This is a genomic window from Candidatus Magnetaquiglobus sp. (assembly GCF_058402785.1).
The window spans coordinates 102,280-126,163 of sequence record NZ_JBZVFG010000004.1 but is presented as its reverse complement, the minus strand read 5'-3'; the positions used below and the strand labels follow the sequence as shown (position 1 = coordinate 126,163).

Genomic DNA, 23,884 nt, shown 5'->3' with positions numbered 1-23,884 from the left:
CATGTGGTGGAGTTGCAACGGGATATCAAAGAGCTGGATGCCAAGATCGAAGCCACCAAGGCCGATCTGCAACGGGATATCAAAGAGCTGGATGCCAAGATCGAAGCCACCAAGGCCGATCTGCAACGAGACATCAAGGAACTGGACGCCAAAACCGAAACCCGGCTCAAAGAACTGGAACTCCGCATGGTGATCAAAATGGGCGCCATGATCATTGGCGGCATCGGCTTGCTGTTCGGCCTCATGCGTGCCTGGCCGCTCCCGGTTCAGTACGTCGCACCCGCCACCCAGGCAATGCCCATTCCCGCCCCTCCTCAGCCCCCACAGGCGATTCCAGCGCCGGGGGGAAGGTGACTCCTTCACCTCCTCCGCGATCCGTCCCGCCCGCCTGACCGCACGCTCGATGGTGCGGCGGATCAGGCCGTGGCCGAGGTCAAGGATTCTCGTGGACGGAACCAGATGGAATCGGATAGAGTATTCTGGAAGATTTCAACCAGGAGGAAACGCCATGTCCGCTCTTGCCGCCGCCTTCGACACCCACAAATTCGTCAAGCAGATGATCGCTACCGGTTTCACGGAAGAGCAGGCCGAAACGCAGGTGAATCTGTTGACCGATATCCTCGGATATCAGCTCTCCACCAAGGCGGATGTAGCCAAGATGGATGTGCATGTGGTGGAGTTGCAACGGGATATCAAAGAGCTGGATGCCAAGATCGAAGCCATCAAGGCCGATCTGCAACGGGATATCAAAGAACTGGATGCCAAGATCGAAGCCACCAAGGCCGATCTGCAACGGGATATCGAAGCCACCAAGGCCGATCTGCAACGAGATATCGAAGCCACCAAGGCCGATCTGCAACGAGATATCAAGGAACTGGACGCCAAAACCGCAGCCACCAAGGCCGATCTGCAACGAGACATCAAGGAACTGGACGCCAAAACCGAAACCCGGCTCAAAGAACTGGAACTCCGCATGGTGATCAAAATGGGCGCCATGATCATTGGCGGCATCGGCTTGCTGTTCGGCCTCATGCGTGCCTGGCCGCTCCCGGTTCAGTACGTCGCACCCGCCACCCAGGCAATGCCCATTCCCGCCCCTCCTCAGCCCCCACAGGCGATTCCAGCGCCGGGGAGGTGACCCCCCCCGGAAGGCGTGCGGCCTCCTGGGTGAATTCACAAAGGCCAGCCCCCTGCTCAATGAGGGCCTTGGCATCCTCTCTGCTTCTCCTCTCTGCTTCTCCGAGCGGCTTTGAGTGAAACCTCCGGATAGGCTCCCAGAGCGAGGACTTTTTGCTTGGAACCAAATCGGTAAGCAAGCCTCCATAGCTCGATCCGGCAACGGTTATGTGCAGATACAATCCGCCACCATCTGAATTTTTTTTTGGTTCATTCAGAAGGTTTTGTCTGTTTGAGGGCAATTTCCGTGAGAGGCATGTTGGTATCCTTGTTGGTATCGTCATGCTGAACGATCAAAACTCAGACTCGATACCAACAAGGATACCAACAAAATTCGCGGATGCAAGCGGACAAATGCGGAATGGTGCGGAAGATGGGAAGCCGCTTCTTGTTGATTTTATGAGATTTGCGGACGAGTGCGGAAGTTTACGGACGACAAGGGATTCACATTTATCGGCAATTGTTTGAATCTGAACGATTAAATGTAACTCTACATTCAAACTACACACGATTCTACACACAAAAAATTTTGCTGCATTTTTTGTCAAAAAGCCAACACCTCCGATTTTGTCCCCATCCAGGGTGAATGCCGCTCCTGATGCGGGAACATTTGGCCCACAAAATCGGGATCACGCCCCGCCCCGATCACCTCCTTGAGAATGCCGCCTTCCCTGGCAGCCGTATGCATGGTCTTCGCGCCAGCATCAACCCTGGCTGGCGTGGGACTTCTGCATCAACTCCACCGCGTACTTCAAGGCGTCCTCGACCCCTACAAGAATCCAGAACAACCCTTTCGCTGCGTCCGGGTTCCGAGAGTCAATGTTGTCGTGGAAACCATCCACGCCTACGATGTCGCGAACCATGGTCAGGACATTTCGGACTCGGCCAATGGTGTCTATGGGGGAGTTGCATTCGATGAAGGGATTTTCGGTCATGGCTTCTGTCTCCTGTTCAGGGAAGGTGGATGGACCGGGTGTTGAACACCGACAGAAGACGGCGAGTTGATTTCCCCTTGCGGGGTATTGTATTCGCTCCCACCCGGCCACGATGACGCAACGGTGCGAACCGTGACGATCTCAGGGCACAAAAAATCCGCAGGGTCTGACGGGTGCGGATCCGCTTCTGTAGGGGTGTTCAGCCCCGTGGATGCAACGTGAATCAGGCCGTGGCCTGGGTCAAGGATTCTCGTGGACGGAACCAGTTAGAATCGGTTAGAGTATTTTGGAAGATCTCATCCAGGAGGAAACGCCATGAGCAGCGCCATTGCCATTCCGTTTGATACGCTGGCCTTTGTGAAAAAGCTGGAAACTGCCGGGGTGCCCTCGCCGCAAGCCGAAGCCCAGGCTGAAGCACTTTCGGACGCATTTCAGAAGGTAGAGGCAACCAGACTCCAAGAGCTGGCCACGAAAGGTGACATTTTGCGTCTTGAGCGCGACATCAAGGAACTTGAAGCCAAGATCGAAGCCGCCAAGGCCGATACCATCAAGTGGACCGCCGGAATGTTCGCCGCGCAAACCGCCTTGATCATCGGTGCCATGTTCGCCGTCATGAAGATGAACCAGCCCCCCGCGCCAGTCTATCAAACCCCGCCCGCCCAGGAGATGCGCCTTCCTGCTCCAACCCCGGCGCGGTGATATCACCTGGAAATCATCCCCGCTTCCGCAACCGCGAATCCCGTTCCACCTCCGGCGCGAAATTGCCGATTCGCTGACTTACAAGAAATCGCTACAGCGCGTTGCTGCTTGGGTGGATGATGGGTGTACGTCCAACCAGGAAAACGCGCTCCTGGGGCTTCTGGTGCGGAGTGCTGACAGCTTTGACAAAAATCCGAATTCCGCGCTCACAAGAGTTTGGCGGGGTACGCGGTCCCTGGCTTGAGCGTTCCAGAGATCCAACCGGCCTTCCCGCGCCCGGTTTGCCCGTTCACCTGGGTGTTCACCTCACCGGGTGTTCACCAGGGTGTTCACCCGATTTCCCCCCTGACAGTAGCGGCCCGCCGGGGTTCGAATTTACCCGCGCCGCGTCACTCTCCAGGAGGACCCGGAATTATCCGGGGGGCAGCCGTTCGCGTTGATCCAAGAGCCATTGCGTGACGCGATTTGACTCCGGCGAATTGTTGTGCTTGTCCGGGTGCGTCAACTTGATCAGACGCATCATCATGCCTGCCCACTCGTCCACCGTCGGCAATCGCGGGTCGGCCATGATGGTCACTTGTGGCCCGTGGCTGGCGGATCCTTGCTCGTCCTTGGATTTGCGCCAGCATGGGTAACAGATCCGCTCCCATCCCTGCTTCGGGTAGAAGGATCTGCCGCAGTCGTCGCACTCCCGTGCGGCGTGTCCGAAAAAATCACCCCAAGGTTTGGTCATGGCTCACCCCTCCGTCCAGGACGTAGCCGAATCCAAACCTTCCGCCAATCCGCCAATACTTCCGCCAATGACTGGCGGACGCATGGCCAAGGCGGGGTCGCCAGACCTTCCGCCAATGGCGAGGGGGTATAAGGGGGATTGGCGGAAGATTCGATTGGCGGAAGAAAATGGCCATCAGAACCCCCCGTTCTGATCGGGTGTCGGTCCCGATCCTGGACGGCGAACGGTAAAACCCTCCTTGAGTTTGTAATCGGCGGTCCGGACCATGGAACGAAAAATCACCTGATCACGTTCAAGTTCACGCATGATCCGAACGAACCGTTCGGGGTCGAGACTCTCCGGAAACCCTGGAGCGTCTTTCATCAACTTGAACGACGTTGCTGGCCCGGTCGTTGCCGTCGGCAACCTTTCCCCTCGAAGATCAAACGCGCCGATGATGTCCACCAGCGCATGCCGCACCTCGGTTTCGTCCGTCGCGCTTTCCTGGCCGGCACCGCTCCCGAACACCGGCACCCCGTCCGCGCGCCAGTGCAGATGGATCGGATCGGCCAAAGGTCCGAAGTTCGATTTCTGATGCTCAATGGTCATCGAACCGCCTTTGCTGGGGATCAGGCTTAAACGTGACCTCACGCTGTTGTGCCAAGCGGTCGAACCTGAAAAATCTTGTGCGGTCTTCGCGATGGCCGCCGGTTTTGAGACGTGCCCCAACAGCAAGACAGCGCGGGTCGGTCCAGCCAGACGCGAGCGGATATCCCGCAGGAATCCGCGTACATGCGCTCGTTTGATCTCGTCGCCGTCGAAAACGTCCGAGGCATTGTCCAGGATCACCAACCCCGGATCGAGTCGTTGAACCATTTCGGCAATCTGATCGAGCGTCCGGGTTGGTAGGCACCGTTGCTGGACGGTACGATGGAGCGCGGCATCCATGTCGGAGAGGTCCAGCAAATGCAGTCGGTCGCGCAGCTCTTCCGTGTCGATGCCATGCGCGCGGCAGATGCGTCGCAGCCGATGCCGCAGGGTTCTCCCAGGGTCTTCGGCACTGATGAACAGCACTGCCCGCGGCCTTGTGTGAAAAGGTCCAAACGCTTTTCCAACCGTGACGAAGGCGGCGAGCAGGAGCGCGACATAAGATTTTCCGCTCCCGCCGTGTGCAGAAAGCAACGCCACCTCGCCGTGCGGCAAGATCCGGTCAACGGCGAATGTCGGTTCGTCGGTCGGGTCAACTGCCAAGCTGAAATCGATCAGGTGGGAATCGAGCGTGACTTGTTCGTCAGGCTCCAGCGCGCTCGCCTCGGCCTCGGCATCTTCACCACCCTCCGATCCAACCGGTTCCGCCGCCTCGATATCGAGCTGCACCGCCTTGAGTCCATGGAGCATTGCCAAATCATTGAAGTCGGTCACCCCCTCCGGTCGATCCGGCCCGAAGTTCGGTAGCGCCAGCAAGCCGCCGATGGCTCGCGCCGCCGCTTCGGCCTTGGTCCGCCCAGGGTTGGCCGCAAGGTGCGTGTCGTCGTCGGCGCACATGATGATGGTTGCCTCAGGATGCGCCGCGCGGATCGTCTCTGCCACCGGGCGCAGGTTCCCGGCATCGAGCGCCGCAATGGTCATGTATCCGGTCGCCTCAAAAAGACTGGCAGAAGTGGCCGCCCCTTCGCCGATCAGGACGGTTCCAGTCTGGCCTCCCAGGGTGTGGGACATTCCCTTTTTTGGACAGCCTGGGAGAAACCGCTTCTGTCCGTCGGCAGCGATGAATTGCACGTTCGTCAACGCGCCATCCCCGTCGCGTAGATCAATGACAAGCGCGTTGTCACAACTCATGCCAGCGATTCGCAACGCCCCCTTGTAAAGGCGCGCTCCAGGCAGGGAGATGCCCTTGCGATCTTCATAGGGGTGTCGTGGCTTGGTGGTCTGGCAGTTCGCCCAGATCGATTCAGGATCGAGGCGAGGGGATTCCCTGCCTGGTTGGCTCGCCTCGCCTCCTGGCTCGTCGCAGTCGTCCGGCGGCGGTACGTCGTCCATCCAGTTGGGGGGCTCGTCGTGTCGCGGATCCGGCCTCGGTGCGGACCTCGGCGGCCTCGTCGGGGCGCGGGCGCGGTCCGGCTCCCAACTCCACCCGACATCCCGCGCCAGACCAAACAGGGTTCGGATCGTGACCCCACCCCCCGGTTTGATCGAGCGCCAGCAGTCACGGCAATCGGCCTGGTTGTAGTTCCCGCCACCTCGGCTCCAAGAGTCGAACAGGGAAAACCCCTCCGTGTCGCCCAGCCCATCCTTGAGCGCCGCGCCGATCTGGAACCAGCTCTGGCGGTCGCCCCCCGGATCGAGCGCGAAAAGCGCCGACTCAATTTCCTTCAGGGAAGGGGGTTGTCCTGGCCGGCCAGACGCGGTAAAATTCTCGCGCGTCCCTGATTTTGAGCCGCCCGGTTTGCCCGCCGGGCGGCTTTTTTGTCGAGTTGCGTCCATGTCGCGGCCTCACTGACAAGTCGGGCGCGAAGCCATCCAGGCAACGACTTCGCTTTCGCTCCACGCGACGTTACGCGGCCCAAGCTGGCGCGCTTGTGGAAACAGCCCCTTGTTCATCCAATCGTACACGGTTGAGATGGGCAAGCCGGTCCTCTCCTTGACTTCGGGAAAGCGCAAAAACCGGTCGGTGGTCTTGGTGGTGGGGGCGGGGATTGACGGGGATTTGGTTTGAAGCGGTTGAGATTTAATGGCCATTTTCGTTCACCTTTACAGGATGTTGGAAAGATGGCTCTCTATTGTGCGAATGTTTTTGGAGTTGTCCACAACCCGAAATTACCCTATGTCAAATAATTTCGGGGGGTATTTCGGGGGGTATTTCGGGGGGTATTTCGGGGGTTGAAGTTGCTCTTTCACCTTTATTCAACTCTTTGTATGGACTGCGCAAGGCGTTTTCAATGGCTTTGGCGGTTGGCGTTTGTGCTGAAATTGCGGACTTTGCCTACCGCGCCAAATACTCGGATTCATGGGAAAGTTTTGCGAACATCTCCCCATCTTTCGCGCGTCTCCTCATCTCCTTTTCCACTTGCGATATGACGGACGGACGCCCAGGGAACGAAACAGGCTTTTGGGATTGTGTCGCATCCGTGAACCGCTCATCGCTGGCCCCCTCCGGCATTGGAGTTGACGCTGGGGCGTTGATCACCTCATGTGCGGGCGGCCACCATTGAGGGAATGGTTCTGGCAATCCTTCCGCGAGCAGTCGTAACCGCAGATCATCGATCCATAATGAATCATCATAGTGCCCGGTTGTATCGTGCAGCTTCCAACAGAACAACATGGTGTAGCTTGGCAGGTCCGGACTCTTCCATTGGGCGGTAAGAAGGGGTTCGATGACTAATTTTGTTTTCTCAAGGGGCCATCCGTAGGTGGACGCAACAAATTCAGCCGCATGGCTCGGCCACATCAGACTGTTATAATAACGCTCCAGCAAGACTTTGGCGCTTCCTCCACATCCGGCATCTTGGATAAGACTTATCACCATGTGACCACTCACATGTGGTGCCCGATGGCGGTATAGGATATCCCCCTCATCAGTCACGTGATAACCTCTGCCTATCCAGTCATATTCAAGCTGCCAAAGGTCGAGGGCTTCCAACAAGGTCACCGCATCGCCATAATTGTCCAGGTCGGTTGCTTCCAGGAGGAATGCTACCAACTCCGGCCAGTTCAAGCGTTCGATTCTCTGATGCTCTTGCTTTTCCTGAATCCGGCGGATGATCTCATCGGGTGATATGTTCATGTGGTCGCCTCCTCAGGCGTCCTCAAGAATTTGCCCGGACAGGTGGAAGAGGAGTCCACTTTTCCCCCCGTCGGGGTAGGCCGGGCATCTTGTCAGGCGGTCAGAGCGCAGACCTTGCGCGTCACCTCATCGCCGATCTTTTGCAGCATGACGGACAGGTCATGCTGTGTTTGTAGGTTCATCCAAAATTCAGGCGTTGTGCCGAAAAATCGCGACAAGCGAATCGCGGTATCTGCCGTGATGCCGCGTCGTTCATGAATGATGGCTCCAATCCTTGTGGTTGGAACGTGCAGCTTGACGGCCAGCGCGTTGGCACTCAAATTATGGGGAATCATGAATTCCTCGCGCAGTACTTCCCCTGGATGAACCCTGACTCTCATGACTTCCCTCCGTGGTAATCCACAATTTCGACGTTGAAGGCATGCCCGTCTCGCCACTCAAAACAGATGCGGAATTGATCGTTGATTCGGATACTGAATTGGCCGTAACGATCCCCTTTCAGCGCCTCCAAGCGGTTATTGGGTGGCTTCCGCAAGTCCTCCAAAGAGTGTGCAGCAGCAAGCATATCCAGTTTACGGAACGCCACATTCCCAACCGCCTCGAATCGCGCCACCCGTTCACCATTGTTGAACCGCTCTGTCTGCTTGTCTCGGAAGCTCTTGATCATGGGTGCATCATGATACGTTCAGCGTATAATTGCAAATCGAATTGAGCGTTCCGGTTATTTTATTGTTGCCGTCCGCATCCTTACCACGTTGCGGCCCGCGAGTTGGTCCAGGTAATCCGCCCAGGCTTGCATCATCTTTCGGCGTTCGGGGAGGTGTTCGGCGTAGTTGTAGGCGGCCCGCACCTTGTCCCGTTCCCCGTGGGCAAGCTGGCGCTCGATGGCATCGCGATTCCATCCCTGTTCGTTCAGGAGCGTGCTTGCCATGCTTCGGAAACCATGCCCGGTCATCTCCTCCTTGGTGTACCCCAAGCGGCGCAGCGCTCCCAGAACGGTGTTTTCCGACATGCAGCGCAAGGGACTCCGAAGGGACGGGAATACGAACTTCCCGGCTCCCGTGAGCGGTTGCAGTTCGTGCAGGATCGCCACGGCTTGATGCGCCAGAGGTACGATGTGCTGTTCGCCCATCTTCATCTTGGCCGCCGGTATGCGCCATTCCGACTTTTCAAAATCGATCTCGGCCCACTCCATGGATCGCAATTCCCCTGGGCGGACAAAAAGCAGGGGGGCGAGTTGCAGGGCGCAGCGAGTCACGAACGAACCTTCATAGCCGTCGATGGTCTGCAACAGTTTGGTGATCTCCTTGGGATCGGTGATGCTGGCGCGGTGGGTGACCTTCACCGGCGGCAAGGCTCCGCGCAGATCGGCGGCAAGGTCGCGTTCGCAACGCATGGTGGCAATGCCATAGCGGCAGACGCGCCCGCAAATCTGGTGGATCGTGTGCGCGGTCTCCAAAGCGCCTCGCCCCTCGATGCGTCGAAGCACGGCAAGCAGATCCTTGGCCGTCACCTCGGCGAGCCTGGTGGCCCCCAGCCAGGGGAACACGTCCACCTCCAGACGGCGGATGGTGCGTTGCGCATGCCGTTCCGTCCAGGATGGGGCTTGCTTGGCGAGCCACTCCCGCGCCACGGCCTCGAACGAATCCGCCTCGCGGGATTTGTCCATGGTCTTGATGATCTTGCGGTGCTCGCTGGGGTCGATGCCTTCGGCCAGCAGTCGGCGTGCCTCGTCGCGTTTCTCTCGTGCTTTCTTAAGGGATACATCGGGGTATGTCCCAAGCGCCAACAGCTTTTGCTTGCCGTCGAAACGATATCGGAAGCGCCACCACTTCGAGCCGTTTGGTTGTACCAGGATGGACAAACCGCGCTCATCCGCGAAGCTCTTGGGCGAGGACGTTGGTTCGATTCTCAAGGTGCGCAACTTGGCATCGGTCAGGGACATGGCGTGTTTCCTCGGTTTGCGGCGGATGTGTGTAGTGGGTTGCCCGAACCCTCGATCTGCACACGATTCTACACACGCCAAACCTGGATGTCTATACACATCCCTGGAACCCCTTGGAAACAAAAAAGCCAGCAACTGTTTAATTTTGCTGGCTTCTTGGAGAGTTCTGGAACTCTTTGGAACTCAATGTGGTGCCCGACAAGGGACTCGAACCCTCACGCCAAAGGCACGGGAACCTAAATCCCGCGTGTCTACCATTTCACCAATCGGGCAGGGATGGTTGCAATCGGGCAGCTTGTCCACGGGTTTGACGCGGGGAGCGTCTTCTGTGCTCTTTACGTCGTGGAACAGCGCGCGGACATTGCTTGCCGGAACAACGGGGAGCGGACCCAATCGGATGCGACCAGGCACGAAGCATTACCGAACGGGAATCAGCGTTTTTTGGGGGATCACTTGCAAGATGGGGGGAATGACCTCCTCACCCCCCTTACCGTGGACCTCCCTTCGGGAGTTCATGATAAAAAGGGAGTGGGGCGAACGATGGGACTCGAACCCACGACAACCGGAATCACAATCCGGGGCTCTGCCAACTGAGCTACATCCGCCGTGCTGACCTGTCCCAAACCGCAGGATCCGGGACGACCTTTTTTTTCGTACATTTTCCGCCAGGGAAGGGGATCCTTCCGCTTTCCAGAAGCTGTTGATCATAGACCATCCGCCAGGAAAGTCAAGGTTTCGGTGGCGGAAAGGTCAAAAAAAGCAAGAATCCGATCGCAGACGCCAAACGCGGCCTTCAGGTCGCCGCGCCGGGGGCAACCGCTGCGAGCGCTTCGATTTCCAGATCCAGCTTGCCGTCCACCACCCGCACCCGCACCTTGCCGCCTTGACGCAGGCGACCGAACAACAGTTCGTCGGCCAGGGGTTGACGGATCTTCTCCTTGATCAACCGTTCCATGGGACGGGCACCATTTTTGCGATCGTAACCATGTTCGGCAAGCCAGTGGCGGCCATCCTCGTCCACGGACAGGCTCACCTGTTGTCCGGAGAGATCCCGATCCAGGGCGGTCAGGAACTTCTCGGTCACCTGCAGGATCACCGGTTGCTCCAGATGGGCAAACGGCACGATGGCATCCAGACGGTTGCGGAACTCCGGCGAGAAGAGCCGCTTGATCTCCTTCATCTCGTCGCCGTGATGGTCCTGGGTGACGAAACCGATCGAGGAGCGTTCCAGTTCGTGGGCGCCGGCATTGGTGGTCATGATCAGGATCACGTTGCGGAAATCGGCGCGCCGACCGTTGTTGTCGGTGAGACTGCCGTGGTCCATCACCTGCAACAGCAGGTTGAAAACATCCGGATGAGCCTTTTCCACCTCATCCAACAGCAGCACCGCATGGGGATTCTTGGTGACCGCCTCGGTGAGCAATCCAGACTGTTCGAAACCGACATAGCCGGGCGGGGCGCCGATGAGACGCGATACCGTGTGCCGTTCCATGTACTCGCTCATGTCGAAACGGATCAGTTCCACGGCCAGTTCACGGGCCAACAGCCTGGCCAGTTCGGTCTTGCCCACGCCGGTGGGACCGGCCAGAAGGAAAGCGCCGATCGGCTTCAAGGGGTTGCCCAATCCGGCGCGGGAGAGCTTGATGGCCTGACTCACCTGGGTGACCGCCTTGTCCTGACCGAACAGACTCAACAGAATGTTGGTCTCCAGGTTCTTCAACAACTCCCGGTCGTCGTGGGAGACGGTGCGGGGTGGGATGCGGGCGATACGGGCGACCACATCCTCGATCTCGCGCACGCCGATCACCTTCTTGCGCCTGGTGGCGGGGGTGATGCGTGCGGCGGCGCCCGCTTCGTCGAGCACGTCGATGGCCGAATCCGGATGTTTGCGATCGTGGATGTGGCGGTGGGACAACTCCGCAGCCACCCGGATTGCCGGCGCGGAGTAGCGGATGCCGTGGTGGGATTCGTAGCGGGTTTTGAGCCCTTTAAGGATCAGAATCGTCTCTTCCAGGGAGGGTTCGGCCAGATCGATCTTCTGGAACCGACGCGCCAGGGCCTTGTCCTTCTCGAAGACCCCCCGGAACTCCTCGTGGGTGGTGGAGCCGATGCAGCGCAGTTCACCATTGGCCAGCAAGGGTTTCAGCAGATTGGAGGCGTCCATGGTGCTGCCACTGGTGGCGCCGGCTCCGATCACCGTGTGGATCTCGTCGATGAACAGGATCGCGCCCTGGGTTTCGCTCAGTCGTTTCAACACCGCCTTCAAACGCGCCTCGAAGTCGCCGCGGAATTTGGTGCCGGCCACCAGCGATCCCATGTCCAGCGAAAAGATCACGCTGTCGGCGAGCAGTTCCGGGGCGTCGCCCCGCGCGATGCGCAACGCCAGTCCCTCGGCCAGATGGGTCTTGCCCACCCCGGCGTCGCCGACATACAGGGGATTGTTCTTGCGACGCCGGCTCAGGATCTGGAAGGTCCGGGTCAACTCCGCCTCGCGACCGATCAGGGGGTCGATCTTTCCGTCCCGGGCCAGCTGGGTCAAATTGGTGGCATAAAGCGCCAACGGGTCATCCTTGGCCGGGCCCGGATCGGCTGGTTTTTCCTGGGTGCGCGCCTCCTCGGCGTCCTCCTCCTCGCCGTCGTCCGCCCCCTTGCCCTCCATGCCGTGGGCGATGGCCGCCTGCACGTCGAGCCGGCTGATGTTCTGCCGGTTGAGAAAATGGACCGCGTGGGACTGCTGCTCGCTGAAGATGGCCACCAGCACATAGGCGCCGGTCACCATGTCGCGTCCCGAGGATTGCACCTGATAGACCGCGCGCTGGATTACCCGTTGAAAACCGACCGTCGGGGTGATCTCCAGGGTGTCGGCGTCGTCCGGGATGGTGGGAACATGCACTTGCAGGTGGCTCTCCAGGTCGTGGGAGAGTTGACGCAGATTGCAACCAACCTGCAAGAGGATTTCGGTCACCTCGGGATTTTCCGTCAGGGCGAGCAGCAGATGCTCCACCGTGGCGTATTGATGCCGACGCTGCTTGGCGGCGCGAATGGCGCGATTCAAGGAGAGTTCCAGATGCTTGCTGATCATGAAGGATCCCATATGATCAAACGTGGGTTAATTTTTTTCCATCCGGCATTTCAGGGGGTGCTGGTGCATGCGGGCATGTCGGTTGACCTGCATGACCTTGGTTTCGGCGATGTCGCGGGTGAACAGACCGCATACACCGAAACCCTTGTGATGCACGTTGAGCATCACCTCCGTGGCCTCGTCGAGGTTCTTGTCGAAAAAGCGCATCAGGGTATCCACCACGAACTCCATGGGGGTGAAGTCATCGTTGAGGAGGATCACCTTGAAGAGCGGCGGCTCCTCCAGCCCTTGATTGTCGCGCGTGTGCAGCAGGGTATCGGCGTTGAATTCGGACTCACTCATGAGTCTCATGCTCCGGGTGTCGATCAGATGCTCACAATCCACTGGGAAGAACCAGACTCCCCGGTTCTGAAGATCGGTTTAATCATTCCGCAGTTTAGCGGAATCATCTCCGCGCGGCCAACGAAAAAAGGGGAACCTCCCGCCCGAACCAAGAAATAGGTGCGAGCGATCCGCCCAACCCGGTCATGGAGCGGGTCGCGCCTCACCCGTGGCCCGCTCCGCGCAGCAGGGTCAGGGCATTTTCGCGTGCTGCCGGGGTGATCTCCTCGCCGGCCAACATGCGCGCCACCTCCTCGACCCGTGCCGCATCGTCCAGAGGACGCACCTCGACCCGCGCTCGTCCCTGCCGGGTGCTCTTGATCACCTTGAAGTGACGCGCGCCCCAGGCCGCCACCTGCGGGGAGTGGGTCACCGCCAGGGTCTGGCGTCGGGTGGCGACCTCGGCCAGCTTGGCGCCGATCGCCGCCGCAGTGCGACCGCCAACCCCCACATCCACCTCGTCGAAGATCAGGGTGGGAATGGTCACCGCCTCGGCCAGCGTGGTCTTGAGCGCCAGCATGATGCGGGCGATCTCGCCGCCCGAGGCCACCTGTCGCAACGGTTTCAACGGCTCGCCGGGATTGGCGCTGATCTGGAACTCCGCATCCTCGGCACCGGTGGCGCGGGGCTCGCCGCCGGCGGGACGCAATTCGACGGCGAATCGGGCCTGCATTCCCAAGGGGCGCAGATGGCCCTCGGTCTCTTTTGTCAATTTTTGCGCGGCTTTCGCGCGGGATGCGCTCAAAGCGCGCGCCGCCTGGTCATACGCGCGTCGGGTCTCCTCGAGGGCGGCGACCAGCCGTTGTTCGTCGTGGTCGAGCCGGTCCAGGCCATCGAGTTCGGCGCGCAGGGTCTCGACCAACTCCGGCAACTCGTCCGGCGTGCGGCGATGCTTGCGCGCCAGATTGCGCAGCAGGGAGAGCCGCTCCTCGATTTCGATCAACTCGCTCGGATCGCTCTCCAGGGCATCGGCGTAGTGGCGGATCCGATCCGCCAGATCCTCCAGTTCGTACTGCAAGGAACGCAAGGGTTCGGACAGGGCCTCCAGAGCCGGATCCAGACGGGCGCCTCCCTCGATTTCGCCCGCGGCATACGAAATCAGTCGCGCCGCGCCCTCTCCCTCGCCCTGGGCATCGCCGGTCAGAAGTTCCAGCGCCGCCGAGGTCGCCTCCCCCAGCTTGACCACATGGGCCAGTCGGGAACGACGCTGCTCGAGCCGGGTCCATTCGCCCTCGCCGGGGGCCGCCGACTCCAGTTCGTCGAGTTGATGCCCCAGATATGCCCGGCGTTGTTCGGCATCACGGGCGCGCCGCCGCACCTCCTCCAGGGTGTCCCGACGCGCGCGCCAGGCGTGCGCCAGTTCGCCGACCCGAGCCAACTCGGTGTCGTGACGGGCGAAACCATCCAGAATGGTCAGATGGGTCGCGGCGTGGAGCAGGGATTGATGGTCATGCTGACCGTGGATGTCCACGAGTCCGTCGCCCAGTTGCGCCAGAACCGCCACCGGCACCGGAATTTCGTTGATGAACGCCTTGCCGCGACCGTTGGCCGACAAGGTGCGGCGCAAAAACAGCTCTCCTCCGTCCTCGTCCCCGACGAGCGCCTGCTCGCGGAGCCAGTCGCGGGCCGGATGGGCTTGCGGCAGGACAAAATGGGCCGTGACCATGGCACGCTCGGCATCGGCGCGGATCAGGGCGTTGTCGGCGCGCGCGCCCAACGTCAGGGCCAGGGCGTCGATGACGATCGATTTGCCGGCGCCGGTCTCGCCGGTCAGAATGGTCAGACCGGAGTCGAATTCGATCTCCAGCCGTTCGATGAGCGCGATATTCTCGATGATCAGTTGCCGCAACATGGTTGAATCACTCTTGAGATGGTTTCCCACCGGGGTCACAGGTCATCTACCATACTCCACCGATTGCAGAGCGCAAGGAAGTTGTCGGGTGGAAGCGTGGTTCGAAGGCGGGCAGGGCCGGGAAACTTGGCGATCGCCTTGCCGCATGGTACGATCCTTTTGGAGAAGGATGGCGCGGAGTGTCCGCGACCCATGACGCGGGTGATCGGACGAATTCGAACATGAAAAGAGATACCCCGGGTGCCGGGAGCGTTGCCGACGCTCCCCTGGTCAGCCTGACAGGAGTCGAAAAGAGCTATGTCGAGGAGGGGGCCGGCCTGGTGCCGATCCTCACCGGTCTGAACGCCGATTTCCAACGCGGGACGCTCACCGCGCTGGTCGGGCGCAGCGGTTCGGGCAAGACCACCCTGCTCAACCTCATCGCCGGGCTGGATCGTCCGGATCGCGGACGGATCTTCATCGGCAACGAGGAGTCCACCGCCTTCGATGACGAAACCAGCACCCGGTTTCGCCGCCGGCATATCGGGTTCGTGTTTCAATTCTTCAACCTGGTCCCCTCGTTGACGGTGCTGGAGAATGTCCGCTTTCCCCTGGCGTTGAACGGGACCGATGACGCCGAGGGGACGCGGCGCGCCCTGGAACTGTTGGAGCGGGTGGGTCTGGAACGGCGCGCGGCGGCCTTTCCGGACCGGCTTTCCGGCGGGGAGCGACAACGGGCGGCCATCGCACGGGCATTGATCCACCGTCCGATGCTGGTGTGCGCCGACGAACCGACCGGCAATCTCGACCACAAGACCGCCCGCGGGATCATGACCCTGATGACCGCCATGGTGCGCGAGGAGGGAACCACGCTGATCATGGTGACCCACAGCCTCGACTTCGCCGCCCAGGCGGACCGGGTGTTGTTTCTGGAGGAGGGACGGCTGGTGGAAGATGCGCGATGAGGGGAAATCGCCTGGTGTCGGACCGGGACGTGATCGCGTGTGCATGACACCCTTTCGGGACACCCCACGCGATGTTGGGTTGACATCCGTTTATCCGGCGTTATATACATAAAGGTGATAACGATGAGCGAGAAATCGGTGGGCTCCCCTTTTTCAACGGGACGGCGGTTCGACCGGCTCCAGTTGCTCGGTCGGATCGACACCCTCGGTTCGATGCAGGCCGCGGCCAAGGCGATGGGAATCTCCTACAAATCGGCCTGGGAGGCGGTGGAGACTCTGAACAATCTCTCCGAAACGCCGCTGGTGGAACGCAGCATCGGAGGGGCCTCGGGTGGTGGAACCCGGTTGACGGATCGGGGCCGACAGGTGCTCGCCTTCATGCGTGACATGGACGGAGATTTTCAGGCCTTCATCGCGGCCATGGAGGGAGGCGGGAGGGCATTCAATCGTTTTTTTCAGGCCTATCAACGGATGCGGAGGTTTGAGATGCGAACAAGTGCGCGCAATCAATATTTGGGTCGCGTCGTCCAGGTGACGCGCGGGGCGGTGAATGCCGAGGTGGTGTTGGATATCGGTGGTGGAGACGCGCTGGTGGCGATCATCACCAACACCAGCGTGGAGAATCTGGCCTTGGAACCGGGCGTCGAAGCGCATGCCCTGGTGAAGGCCCCGTGGGTGATCGTGACCACGGATGAAAATTTCCGAAGCAGCGCGCGCAATCGTTTGTGCGGGGTGGTGACGCGCTGCGTGGAGGGGGCGGTGAACGGGGAGGTGATCATCGATCTTCCCGGTGGCAAATCGGTGGCGGCGATCATCACCAACGACAGCATCCGCCAGTTGGGGCTCCAGGTGGGCGCGCGCGCCTGCGCGTTGATCAAGGCCTCGCACATCATTCTGGCGGTCACGCCATGAACCAGGGAGTCGCACGCATGACGATCGCACGGGTTGCATGGTTGTGGGTTCTTTTGATCTCCAACGCCACGGCGGATGAGATACAGGTGGCGGTGGCGGCCAACTTCAGCGCGCCGGCGCAGAAAATCGTCGAAACCTTCACCGCCGCGACCGGTCACAAGGTGGCCCTGTCCGCGGGATCGACCGGCAAGCTGTATGCCCAGATCAAAAATGGCGCCCCATTCGACGTGCTGCTTTCCGCCGACGCCCAAACTCCGGCCAGACTCGAAACCGAAGGGGTCGGGGTCTCCGGAAGCCGGTTCGTCTATGCGACCGGGCGGTTGGTGCTTTGGTCCAGGCGGGCGGGATGGGTGGATGACCAGGGCGAGGTGCTGGGCAAGGGTGCGTTCGAGCATCTGGCGATCGCGGATCCCAAACTGGCCCCCTATGGTGCCGCGGCCATGGAGGTTCTGGAAAAACGGAGCCTGGTCGAGCGGTTGCGTCCCAAATTCGTTCAAGGCGAAAACATCGCCCAGACCCATCAGTTCGTGACCTCCGGCAGTGCCGAGTTGGGCTTCCTGGCACTCTCCCAGGTGATGCGCGAAGGAAAGATCTCCGAGGGTTCCGCCTGGATCGTGCCCGCCGGTTTGCACCGACCCATCCTTCAGGAGGCCGTATTGCTGGAAAAGGGACGGGACAATCCCGCCGCCCATGCCTGGCTGGACCATCTGCGCGCTCCAGCCACCAGGGCGATGATCGCCACCTTCGGCTACGAATGAGCGAGTTGACGCGGTGACCTGGCTCGACCCCTCCGACTGGCAGGCGCTCTGGTTGACCGCCAAGCTGGCCACGGTCACCACGCTGCTGCTGCTCGCGCTCGGCACCCCCCTGGCCTGGTGGCTGGCACGCACCCGCTCGGCGTGGAAAGGGCCGATTTCGGCCCTGGTCGCCATGCCGATCATCCTCCCCCCCACGGTGTTGGGGTTCTATCTGCTGATTTTCATGGGGCCGGACGGCTGGTTGGGCCGTCTGACCCATGCCCTTGGCTGGGGCATTCTGCCTTTCAGTTTCGGCGGACTGGTGGTCGCCTCGGTGATCTACTCCCTGCCGTTCGTGATCCAGCCGCTTCACAACGCCTTTCAGGCCATCGGATCCGGTCCGCTCGAGGCTGCCGCCACCCTGCGCGCCTCGCCGCTGGATGCCTTCCTGACCGTGGCGATCCCGCAGGCACGGCCAGGCTTCGTCACCGCCATCGTGCTCGGCTTTGCCCACACCGTCGGCGAATTCGGCGTGGTGTTGATGATCGGTGGCAACATTCCCAACGCCACCCAGGTGGTTTCGGTGCGCATCTATGCCCACGTCGAGGCCATGGAGTACGCTCATGCCCATACCCTGGCGGGTGGTTTGGTGCTCTTCTCCTTTCTGGTTCTGCTGGTTTTGAATGGGGTGCACCGTTCGGGACAACGCGGATGAACGACACGATCCAGGTGGCCTGTCGGCTGGTGCGGCGCGATTTCACCCTGGAGGTGGATCTGGCCTGGCCCGATCGGGGAGTGACCGCGCTCTTCGGCCCGTCGGGATCGGGAAAAAGCACCCTGTTGCGCATTCTCGCCGGTCTGGAGCGTCCGTCGGGTGGTCGCGTCGCGATGCGCGGAACTCCCTGGCAGGACGACGCGCAGGGACTCTTCCGTCCACCCCATCGCCGTCCGATCGGCTACGTGTTCCAGGATTCCGCCCTTTTTTCGCATCTGAATGTCCAGGATAATCTGCTTTACGGTCTGAAACGGGTTCCCGAGCCGCTCAGGCGCGTGCCTCTGGATCGGGCCATCGAACTGCTGGGCATCGACGGGTTGTTGGAACGACGGGTGACCACCCTGTCGGGCGGGGAACGGCAAAGGGTGGCCATCGCCCGTGCCCTGGCGGTCTCGCCGGAGCTGCTGCTGCTCGACGAACCCCTGGCCGCGCTCGACATGGCGCGCAAGCGGGAGATCCTGCCGTTTCTCGAGCGGCTGCACCGGGAGTTGACCATGCCGATGGTCTACGTCAGTCACGCACCGGACGAGGTGGCCCGTCTGGCCGATCATCTGGTGGTGTTGGAGGCGGGGCGGGTGGTGGCCGAGGGGCCGTTGGGCGCCACCCTGGCGCGACTCGATCCGCCGGTGCGACTCGGCGAGGAGAGCGGCGTGGTGTTGGAGACGGTGATCGGCGCCCGTGACGAACCTTGGCAGCTCTGCCGCGCCGACTTTCCGGGCGGGTCATTGTGGATTCGCGATCACGGTCTGGCGATCGGCCAGCGGGCACGGGTGCGCGTTCTGGCCCGGGATGTCAGCCTGGCCCTCGAACACCATGCCCACACCAGCATCCAGAACATCCTGCCCGGCGTGGTGAGCGTCCTGGCCGGGGATCGACACCCGGCCAACGCGCTGGCCCGCGTCCTGGTCGGCGAGACCCCGCTCGTGGCACGCATCACCCGCCGTTCGGCGGCCCATCTGGAACTCACCCCCGGCAAGCCGGTCTGGGTGCAGGTCAAGTCCGTGGCCGTGATCGAATAACGGTTCCCCACTCCTGAAAGCCCGGCGTGGGCGGGTGCGGGAGTGGGCCCCATGCACACCCCCTCCCGCACGTTCTATAAAAACGGCACATTCCGGAAGCGTTCGCATCCGCTCCACCCTTCATCTTGTTGATCGCTCAACTCCTTTCCAAACATGCCGCCTGTCCGCCCATCCCGGCGGATCGCCGGGGGAAACGGTCGTTTGTTTTTCTTTATTCGGTTGGAATCATTCTTGCATTAAACCGGATTGCGCTCTCCATCCATAACCTGGATACCTGTGCGCCTGTTGGTGATCAAGATTTCAACCCGGATGACTCGAGGCCGTGAATTTCGATTTCAAGAGGTCATATCGGTGCTTCAAGCAGCGCGCCGTGTCGTCAATATATTGGCGAGAGATCGTGATGTCCGTCGCGTCGCACCCGTTTGCCGATCGGAGAAGATGCCAGTGACCGGGTGGCGTTCGCGCATGGCTGGCTTGATCCTGGGCGGGTTGGGATGGCTGTGCGTGGCCTGCACGCCCCAGTCCACCGCGGTCGATGCCGCCGGTCAGGAACCGGGACGCGAGGAGTCGGTGAAAAAGGAGTTCCAGAGCGCCATCGACAGCATGATGGAAGAGGTGGAAGGGGTCTCGCGCAAACGTGACGGCGGGGCGGACGGGAGCGGACGGGAAGAGGTTCCCTTCACGGTGTTCAAGGAGTTGCTCGAGGAGGATCCCCCCGCGAACGCCAAACCCGCCGCCACGCCCGCCGAACCGCCCATGCCGCGACTGGATGTCAACGTGAGCGGGGTGGAGGCGCGGGAGTTCTTCATGAGCCTGGTTCAGAACTCGCCGGGCATCAACATGGTGGTTCATCCGGATGTCAAGGGGGCGATCACCCTGGAGTTGAAGCGGGTCATGGTGGACGAGGTGGTCGAAGTGGCCTGCGAGATGTACCAGTACGACTGCCATTCGTTCGCCGAGGATCGCTCCGGATCGATTCGTGGCTTCAAGATCTTTCCGTGGCGTCTGGTGACCAAGACCTATCGGGTCGATTTCCTGCCGGTGAGGCGCGGCGGACGGACGGATACCCAGGTCTCGTCGGGTACGGGCAAGGAGTCCACCAACACCCAATCGACCACCAACTCCGAGAATCGCAGGGTAACCAACCAATCCAGCGAAACCCAGAACACCGGCACCTCGGTGGAGACCGATTACCGGTCGGATTTCTGGCAGGATCTGGAAAGCACCATCCATGCGATCTTGAAGATGGATCTGGCCATCGACTCGATCAACGAGACGATCAACAACAAGGGCGAGGTCTCCCAGACGATCATGCGCAAGCGCGATTCGGTCACGGTGACAACGCCGGTGGCGGGCCAGGATGGCGCCGACAAGGGCGAAAAGAAGGGGCAGCAGACCACCTCCATGCCGATCAATGCGGGTCAGGATCTCAAAAGCGTGATCTTGAACCGTCAGGCCGGTCTGGTGACGGTACGGGCCTTCCCCAAGGAGTTGGCCGAGATCGATGCCTTTTTGAACGATCTGCGCACACGCAGTCAACGGCAGGTGATTCTGGAAGCCAAGATCCTCGAGGTGGAGCTGAACGATGGTTTCCAGTTCGGCATCGACTGGCTGGCGATCAACAAGGGGTTGGGCAGCGACCGGTTCGCGCCGTTGGCCTCGGAGCCCTACAACGCCCAGACCTTCGTCAGCAGCCAGAAGCAGCAGATGATTACCGGCACCAGCGACGATCCGAAGGTATTGGACCTGAATCCGCTTTTCACCAAGGGGTTCGTCGGCTCCCAGGCCGGTGCCGGAACGCCGTTCAGTCTGGCCTTCCGGATGCATGACTTCACCACGTTTTTGGGACTCTTGGAGAAGCAGGGCAAGGTGCAGGTGTTGTCGAGCCCGCGCATCGCCACGATCAACAACCAGAAGGCGGTGATCAAGGTGGGCGAGGATGGTTACTTCATCACCGGCATGGATACCCCGAGCGGGGCGGGTGAAACGGCCTCCTATGTGGATCCGACGCCGGTTTTCACCTCGATGTTCAACGGCATCGCCCTGGATGTGACCCCCCAGGTCGGCGAGAACGACATGGTGACCCTGCATGTGCATCCCATGGTGCGCAGCGTGCAGGACAAGGAGAAGAATTTCAAGATCAAGGATAAGTATCACTCGATCCCCATGGCCTGGAGCAGCACCCGCGAGACCGACAGCGTGATCCGGGTGGAAAGTGGCGAGTTGGCGGTGATCGGTGGGTTGTTGAAGAAGGAGCAGCGCTACGATGTGGACAAACTGCCGCTGCTTGGGGATCTGCCGGGCGTGGGAGCGTTGTTCCAGAAGGCGCGCGAGAGTTGGTACAAAAGCGAGATGGTGATTCTGATCCGTCCGCTGGTGATCGATGCGCGGCATGACTGGAAAAAAGAGCGCAACCGCGCGGTGGAGCGGATCGGTGGCATGCAGCGCGACCCGCGCAGTTGGCAGCCTTGGGAGATGAATGGGTCTTCGCAGCGGATGAGGAGTCTGGAACCGTGAGCCTGATGACGAAGATGTTTGGAAAAGCGACGAAGCCCGTGCTGGAGCCGTCCGTCACGATCGGCGAGGAGTCGGTGCGCGCCCTGGAAGCGCCCGCCGCCGCTGGAAGGGAGCGTCCGGGATCCTGGCGCTCCTGGGCCGGTTGGGGGATCGCCGCAGTGGTGGTGATCACCGCCGGACCGCTGATTCTGGATCGGATCGATGTCAAGGGGAACGCAACCCCGGTGACGATGATCGGCGATTCGCCGGTCGGGACGAGCCAGACCCAATCCGGGGCCTTGGGCACCATCCACGCGGTGAGCGAACCGGCTGGAGCCGGCGTGTTGCTGGATGGGCGCTTCGTGGGCGTGACCCCGTTGCGCTTTCAGTGGGGCGCGGGTTCGGTCACCCTGACGTTGAAAAAGAACGGTTTCCAGGATCTCAACGCACCGCTCGAGGTGGCGGTGGCCAAGGAGGTGGATTTCCGCGTCTCGCTGCAACCCGAGACCCTGCCGATGGCCGGAGTCAAGCGGGACACCCCGCCGGAGGGCGCGGAACCGGTCGCGACGAATGGACCCGTCAGGCTCGCGGGTGGCGAAGACGGGAGTTTGCGACTGGCCAACGTGATCACCCATCCGCCTGAAAACAAGGGCCACGCCAGCAGCAAACCGACGGATAAAAACCTGGCCAGGTCCGGTGCCGAGAAGCCCTCCACGGAGAAGACCGGCACGGAGAAGGCCGGCGTCGAGAAAACCAAGGAGGAGAATTCCAGACCGAACAGAAGTTCCCGCACGCGCAAGCCGGAGATTCCCACCGAGGCCGACATGGCCGGGGTGACGGCCCAGGATGTGCGCGAGATCTCCAAGGATCCGGAACTGGCGGCCTTGTTGCGCAAGCCCGATGCCTCGGCCTCGGACAATCTGAATTTTTCGTATGCGATTCAGCTGGCCGCCTTCGTGGATCGGGACAGCGCGATCCGCAACGCCGCCTTGTGGCGCAAGCGCGGCTACGATGCCTATGTGTTGGAGCTGTATGGGGTCAAGGATCCGTCCAAGATGTGGCAGAGCGTGCGGGTGGGTCGATTCACCGATCTGCCCCAGGCGCGGCAGGCGCTGGAGGCGTTGAAGCGGTACGAGAAGGATCAGGAGAAGGTCAAGGAGTTCTATGTGGCCCGCTCCGATGCCTTCACCGGTCCCGAGGTGGCGACCACCACGCGAAACGCCAAGGTGACGCCATCCGCCGTCAAGGGAACCGACTCCTCAAACGTGGACGCTTCGCAGGGTGCCGGCGACAAGAGATCCCCGGCGGTTTCCGGTGACGGCAAGAACGCAGCCGGAAACCCCGCGCCGACCTCCCTGGCGAGCACCGATGCAAAAACGCCCAACCGGGAGCACGCATCGACCTGGCCCGAGCCTGTCATGGAGACGGCCAGCGTCGTTCCGGGACCGCTTCCCGCCGTGCCGCCTGGACCGCGCAACTCCGAACCGGTCGGCACGGCGGTCGATGGCGCGCCGGTCAAGCCGTCCGAGTCGGCTCTGGTCGAAACCAAACCGGTCCAGAGCAAACCGGTCGAGACTGCCCAGCCTGAAAAGAAGCGGAGCGAAAAACCGGTTGTGGCGCAAGCCGACAAGCCGGTCGCCAAGGGAGTCAAACCGGAGTCCAGATCCGCGCCGGGAGGCATCACGGTGGCCGATCCGGGCTTGACGCCGACCGGGCAGCCCGATCCGGTCACCAAGGAGGTGGTCGCCTCGATGGCCGGCGGGAGCGAGCCGGACAAGGACCATCTGTTGAATGCCCGCAAGGAGGTGGCGCTGCATCCTCCGGAACCGGCCATGACCGGAACGGCCAGGGATGTGATGGCCGAATCGTCCCGTCCCGCCCCGGCTCGTCCGTCCGAAAAACGCAAGGGCGAGGGTGGGGCGAAAACCGATGGGGCCAGGATCGCCGCCGATCAGTCCGCCTGGGTGGAACGCACCTATCAGCAATCGGTGGTCAAGAAGGAGGCCGGTGATCGCGAGGGCGAAGAGGGGTTGTTGCAGCAGGTGATCAAGGCCGATCCCGGCCACAAGGCGGCGGTGCGACGAATGGCGCGCATCATGGTGGAGAGCAACCGGGCCGACAAGGCCCTGGATCTGTTGCGTCAGGCCGCCGGAGGACGGGGCGATACGTCGTTGGCCGACGAGGATCCCAATCTGGCCGCCTTCCTGGCCGCCCTCTATCAGCGCCGCGAAGAACATTGGCAGGCGATAGACCTGTACGAAGCGCTTTTGAAGAAGTATCCTAACAAAGGACTCTGGCAGATGGGCATGGCCATCTCGCTCGAGAAGGTGGATGAGAACGCCGAGGCGATGCGGGCCTACAAAAAATCCCTGGCCAGCGGCGATCTGAATCTCAAATTGCAGAACTTCGTGCGCAAGAGGATTGAAAAACTGTAG

General features: G+C 61.1%; 21 protein-coding genes, 2 tRNA genes and 1 pseudogene. 10 read left to right on the top strand and 14 right to left on the bottom strand.

The window, feature by feature from the left end:
• Window positions 1-354 (top strand): annotated as a pseudogene (locus ACV4UY_RS02820) (hypothetical protein); the annotation flags it as partial.
• Window positions 355-508: 154 nt separating this feature from the next.
• Window positions 509-1,138 (top strand): coiled-coil domain-containing protein, encoded by a 630-nt coding sequence (locus ACV4UY_RS02815; protein WP_491606140.1) that lies wholly within the window; start codon window positions 509-511, stop codon window positions 1,136-1,138.
• Between the two features lie 56 nt (window positions 1,139-1,194).
• On the opposite strand, the gene ACV4UY_RS02810 is transcribed toward ACV4UY_RS02815, so the two are convergent.
• Entirely contained in the window at window positions 1,195-1,278 is an 84-nt protein-coding gene (locus ACV4UY_RS02810) for a hypothetical protein (RefSeq protein ID WP_491606145.1), read from the bottom strand.
• Between the two features lie 602 nt (window positions 1,279-1,880).
• Window positions 1,881-2,111, bottom strand: a complete 231-nt coding sequence (locus tag ACV4UY_RS02805; protein WP_491606139.1) for a hypothetical protein — start codon at window positions 2,109-2,111, stop codon at window positions 1,881-1,883.
• A gap of 315 nt (window positions 2,112-2,426) precedes the next feature.
• Between ACV4UY_RS02805 and ACV4UY_RS02800 the strand changes: the two genes are divergently transcribed.
• Entirely contained in the window at window positions 2,427-2,810 is a 384-nt protein-coding gene (locus tag ACV4UY_RS02800; RefSeq protein WP_491606138.1) for a hypothetical protein, read from the top strand.
• Between the two features lie 412 nt (window positions 2,811-3,222).
• On the opposite strand, the gene ACV4UY_RS02795 is transcribed toward ACV4UY_RS02800, so the two are convergent.
• The 12 genes from ACV4UY_RS02795 to recN form a co-directional block, all read right to left on the bottom strand.
• Entirely contained in the window at window positions 3,223-3,543 is a 321-nt protein-coding gene (locus tag ACV4UY_RS02795) for a hypothetical protein (protein WP_491606137.1), read from the bottom strand.
• 174 nt (window positions 3,544-3,717) lie between these two features.
• Window positions 3,718-6,006: an AAA family ATPase gene (locus tag ACV4UY_RS02790; protein WP_491606136.1), complete on the bottom strand. Its 2,289-nt coding sequence runs from the start codon at window positions 6,004-6,006 to the stop codon at window positions 3,718-3,720.
• 9 nt (window positions 6,007-6,015) lie between these two features.
• Window positions 6,016-6,261, bottom strand: coding sequence for a helix-turn-helix transcriptional regulator (locus tag ACV4UY_RS02785; RefSeq protein ID WP_491606135.1), 246 nt, complete (start codon window positions 6,259-6,261; stop codon window positions 6,016-6,018).
• A 244-nt stretch (window positions 6,262-6,505) separates the two neighbouring features.
• Window positions 6,506-7,306 (bottom strand): hypothetical protein, encoded by an 801-nt coding sequence (locus ACV4UY_RS02780; protein ID WP_491606134.1) that lies wholly within the window; start codon window positions 7,304-7,306, stop codon window positions 6,506-6,508.
• A 92-nt stretch (window positions 7,307-7,398) separates the two neighbouring features.
• Window positions 7,399-7,686: a HigA family addiction module antitoxin gene (locus ACV4UY_RS02775; protein ID WP_491606133.1), complete on the bottom strand. Its 288-nt coding sequence runs from the start codon at window positions 7,684-7,686 to the stop codon at window positions 7,399-7,401.
• Window positions 7,683-7,973 carry a type II toxin-antitoxin system RelE/ParE family toxin gene (locus ACV4UY_RS02770; RefSeq protein WP_491606132.1) on the bottom strand — a complete coding sequence of 97 codons (291 nt, stop codon included), beginning with the start codon at window positions 7,971-7,973 and terminating at the stop codon, window positions 7,683-7,685. The genes ACV4UY_RS02775 and ACV4UY_RS02770 overlap by 4 nt, the downstream gene beginning before the upstream one ends.
• A gap of 54 nt (window positions 7,974-8,027) precedes the next feature.
• Window positions 8,028-9,251, bottom strand: coding sequence for a tyrosine-type recombinase/integrase (locus ACV4UY_RS02765; RefSeq protein WP_491606131.1), 1,224 nt, complete (start codon window positions 9,249-9,251; stop codon window positions 8,028-8,030).
• A 189-nt stretch (window positions 9,252-9,440) separates the two neighbouring features.
• Window positions 9,441-9,523: transfer RNA gene (locus ACV4UY_RS02760), tRNA-Leu, on the bottom strand.
• A 257-nt stretch (window positions 9,524-9,780) separates the two neighbouring features.
• Window positions 9,781-9,856, bottom strand: a tRNA-His gene (locus tag ACV4UY_RS02755).
• 188 nt (window positions 9,857-10,044) lie between these two features.
• Window positions 10,045-12,333, bottom strand: coding sequence for an ATP-dependent Clp protease ATP-binding subunit ClpA (gene clpA, locus ACV4UY_RS02750; protein ID WP_491606130.1), 2,289 nt, complete (start codon window positions 12,331-12,333; stop codon window positions 10,045-10,047).
• Between the two features lie 27 nt (window positions 12,334-12,360).
• Window positions 12,361-12,675 carry an ATP-dependent Clp protease adapter ClpS gene (clpS, locus tag ACV4UY_RS02745; RefSeq protein WP_420904841.1) on the bottom strand — a complete coding sequence of 105 codons (315 nt, stop codon included), beginning with the start codon at window positions 12,673-12,675 and terminating at the stop codon, window positions 12,361-12,363.
• Between the two features lie 202 nt (window positions 12,676-12,877).
• Window positions 12,878-14,566 (bottom strand): DNA repair protein RecN, encoded by a 1,689-nt coding sequence (gene recN, locus ACV4UY_RS02740; protein WP_491606129.1) that lies wholly within the window; start codon window positions 14,564-14,566, stop codon window positions 12,878-12,880.
• A 221-nt stretch (window positions 14,567-14,787) separates the two neighbouring features.
• Between recN and ACV4UY_RS02735 the strand changes: the two genes are divergently transcribed.
• From ACV4UY_RS02735 to ACV4UY_RS02705, 7 genes are all read left to right on the top strand, one after another.
• Window positions 14,788-15,510: an ABC transporter ATP-binding protein gene (locus tag ACV4UY_RS02735; protein WP_491606128.1), complete on the top strand. Its 723-nt coding sequence runs from the start codon at window positions 14,788-14,790 to the stop codon at window positions 15,508-15,510.
• Window positions 15,511-15,633: 123 nt separating this feature from the next.
• Complete coding sequence (locus ACV4UY_RS02730) at window positions 15,634-16,422, top strand: TOBE domain-containing protein (protein WP_491606127.1); 789 nt, start codon at window positions 15,634-15,636, stop codon at window positions 16,420-16,422.
• A gap of 17 nt (window positions 16,423-16,439) precedes the next feature.
• Window positions 16,440-17,180 (top strand): molybdate ABC transporter substrate-binding protein, encoded by a 741-nt coding sequence (gene modA, locus ACV4UY_RS02725; RefSeq protein ID WP_491606126.1) that lies wholly within the window; start codon window positions 16,440-16,442, stop codon window positions 17,178-17,180.
• Window positions 17,181-17,193: 13 nt separating this feature from the next.
• Entirely contained in the window at window positions 17,194-17,874 is a 681-nt protein-coding gene (gene modB, locus ACV4UY_RS02720) for a molybdate ABC transporter permease subunit (RefSeq protein WP_491606125.1), read from the top strand.
• Window positions 17,871-18,953: a molybdenum ABC transporter ATP-binding protein gene (gene modC, locus ACV4UY_RS02715; RefSeq protein ID WP_491606124.1), complete on the top strand. Its 1,083-nt coding sequence runs from the start codon at window positions 17,871-17,873 to the stop codon at window positions 18,951-18,953. The genes modB and modC overlap by 4 nt, the downstream gene beginning before the upstream one ends.
• 465 nt (window positions 18,954-19,418) lie before the next feature.
• Entirely contained in the window at window positions 19,419-21,470 is a 2,052-nt protein-coding gene (locus tag ACV4UY_RS02710; RefSeq protein ID WP_491606123.1) for a secretin GspD/PilQ domain-containing protein, read from the top strand.
• A gap of 38 nt (window positions 21,471-21,508) precedes the next feature.
• Window positions 21,509-23,884: a PEGA domain-containing protein gene (locus tag ACV4UY_RS02705; RefSeq protein ID WP_491606122.1), complete on the top strand. Its 2,376-nt coding sequence runs from the start codon at window positions 21,509-21,511 to the stop codon at window positions 23,882-23,884.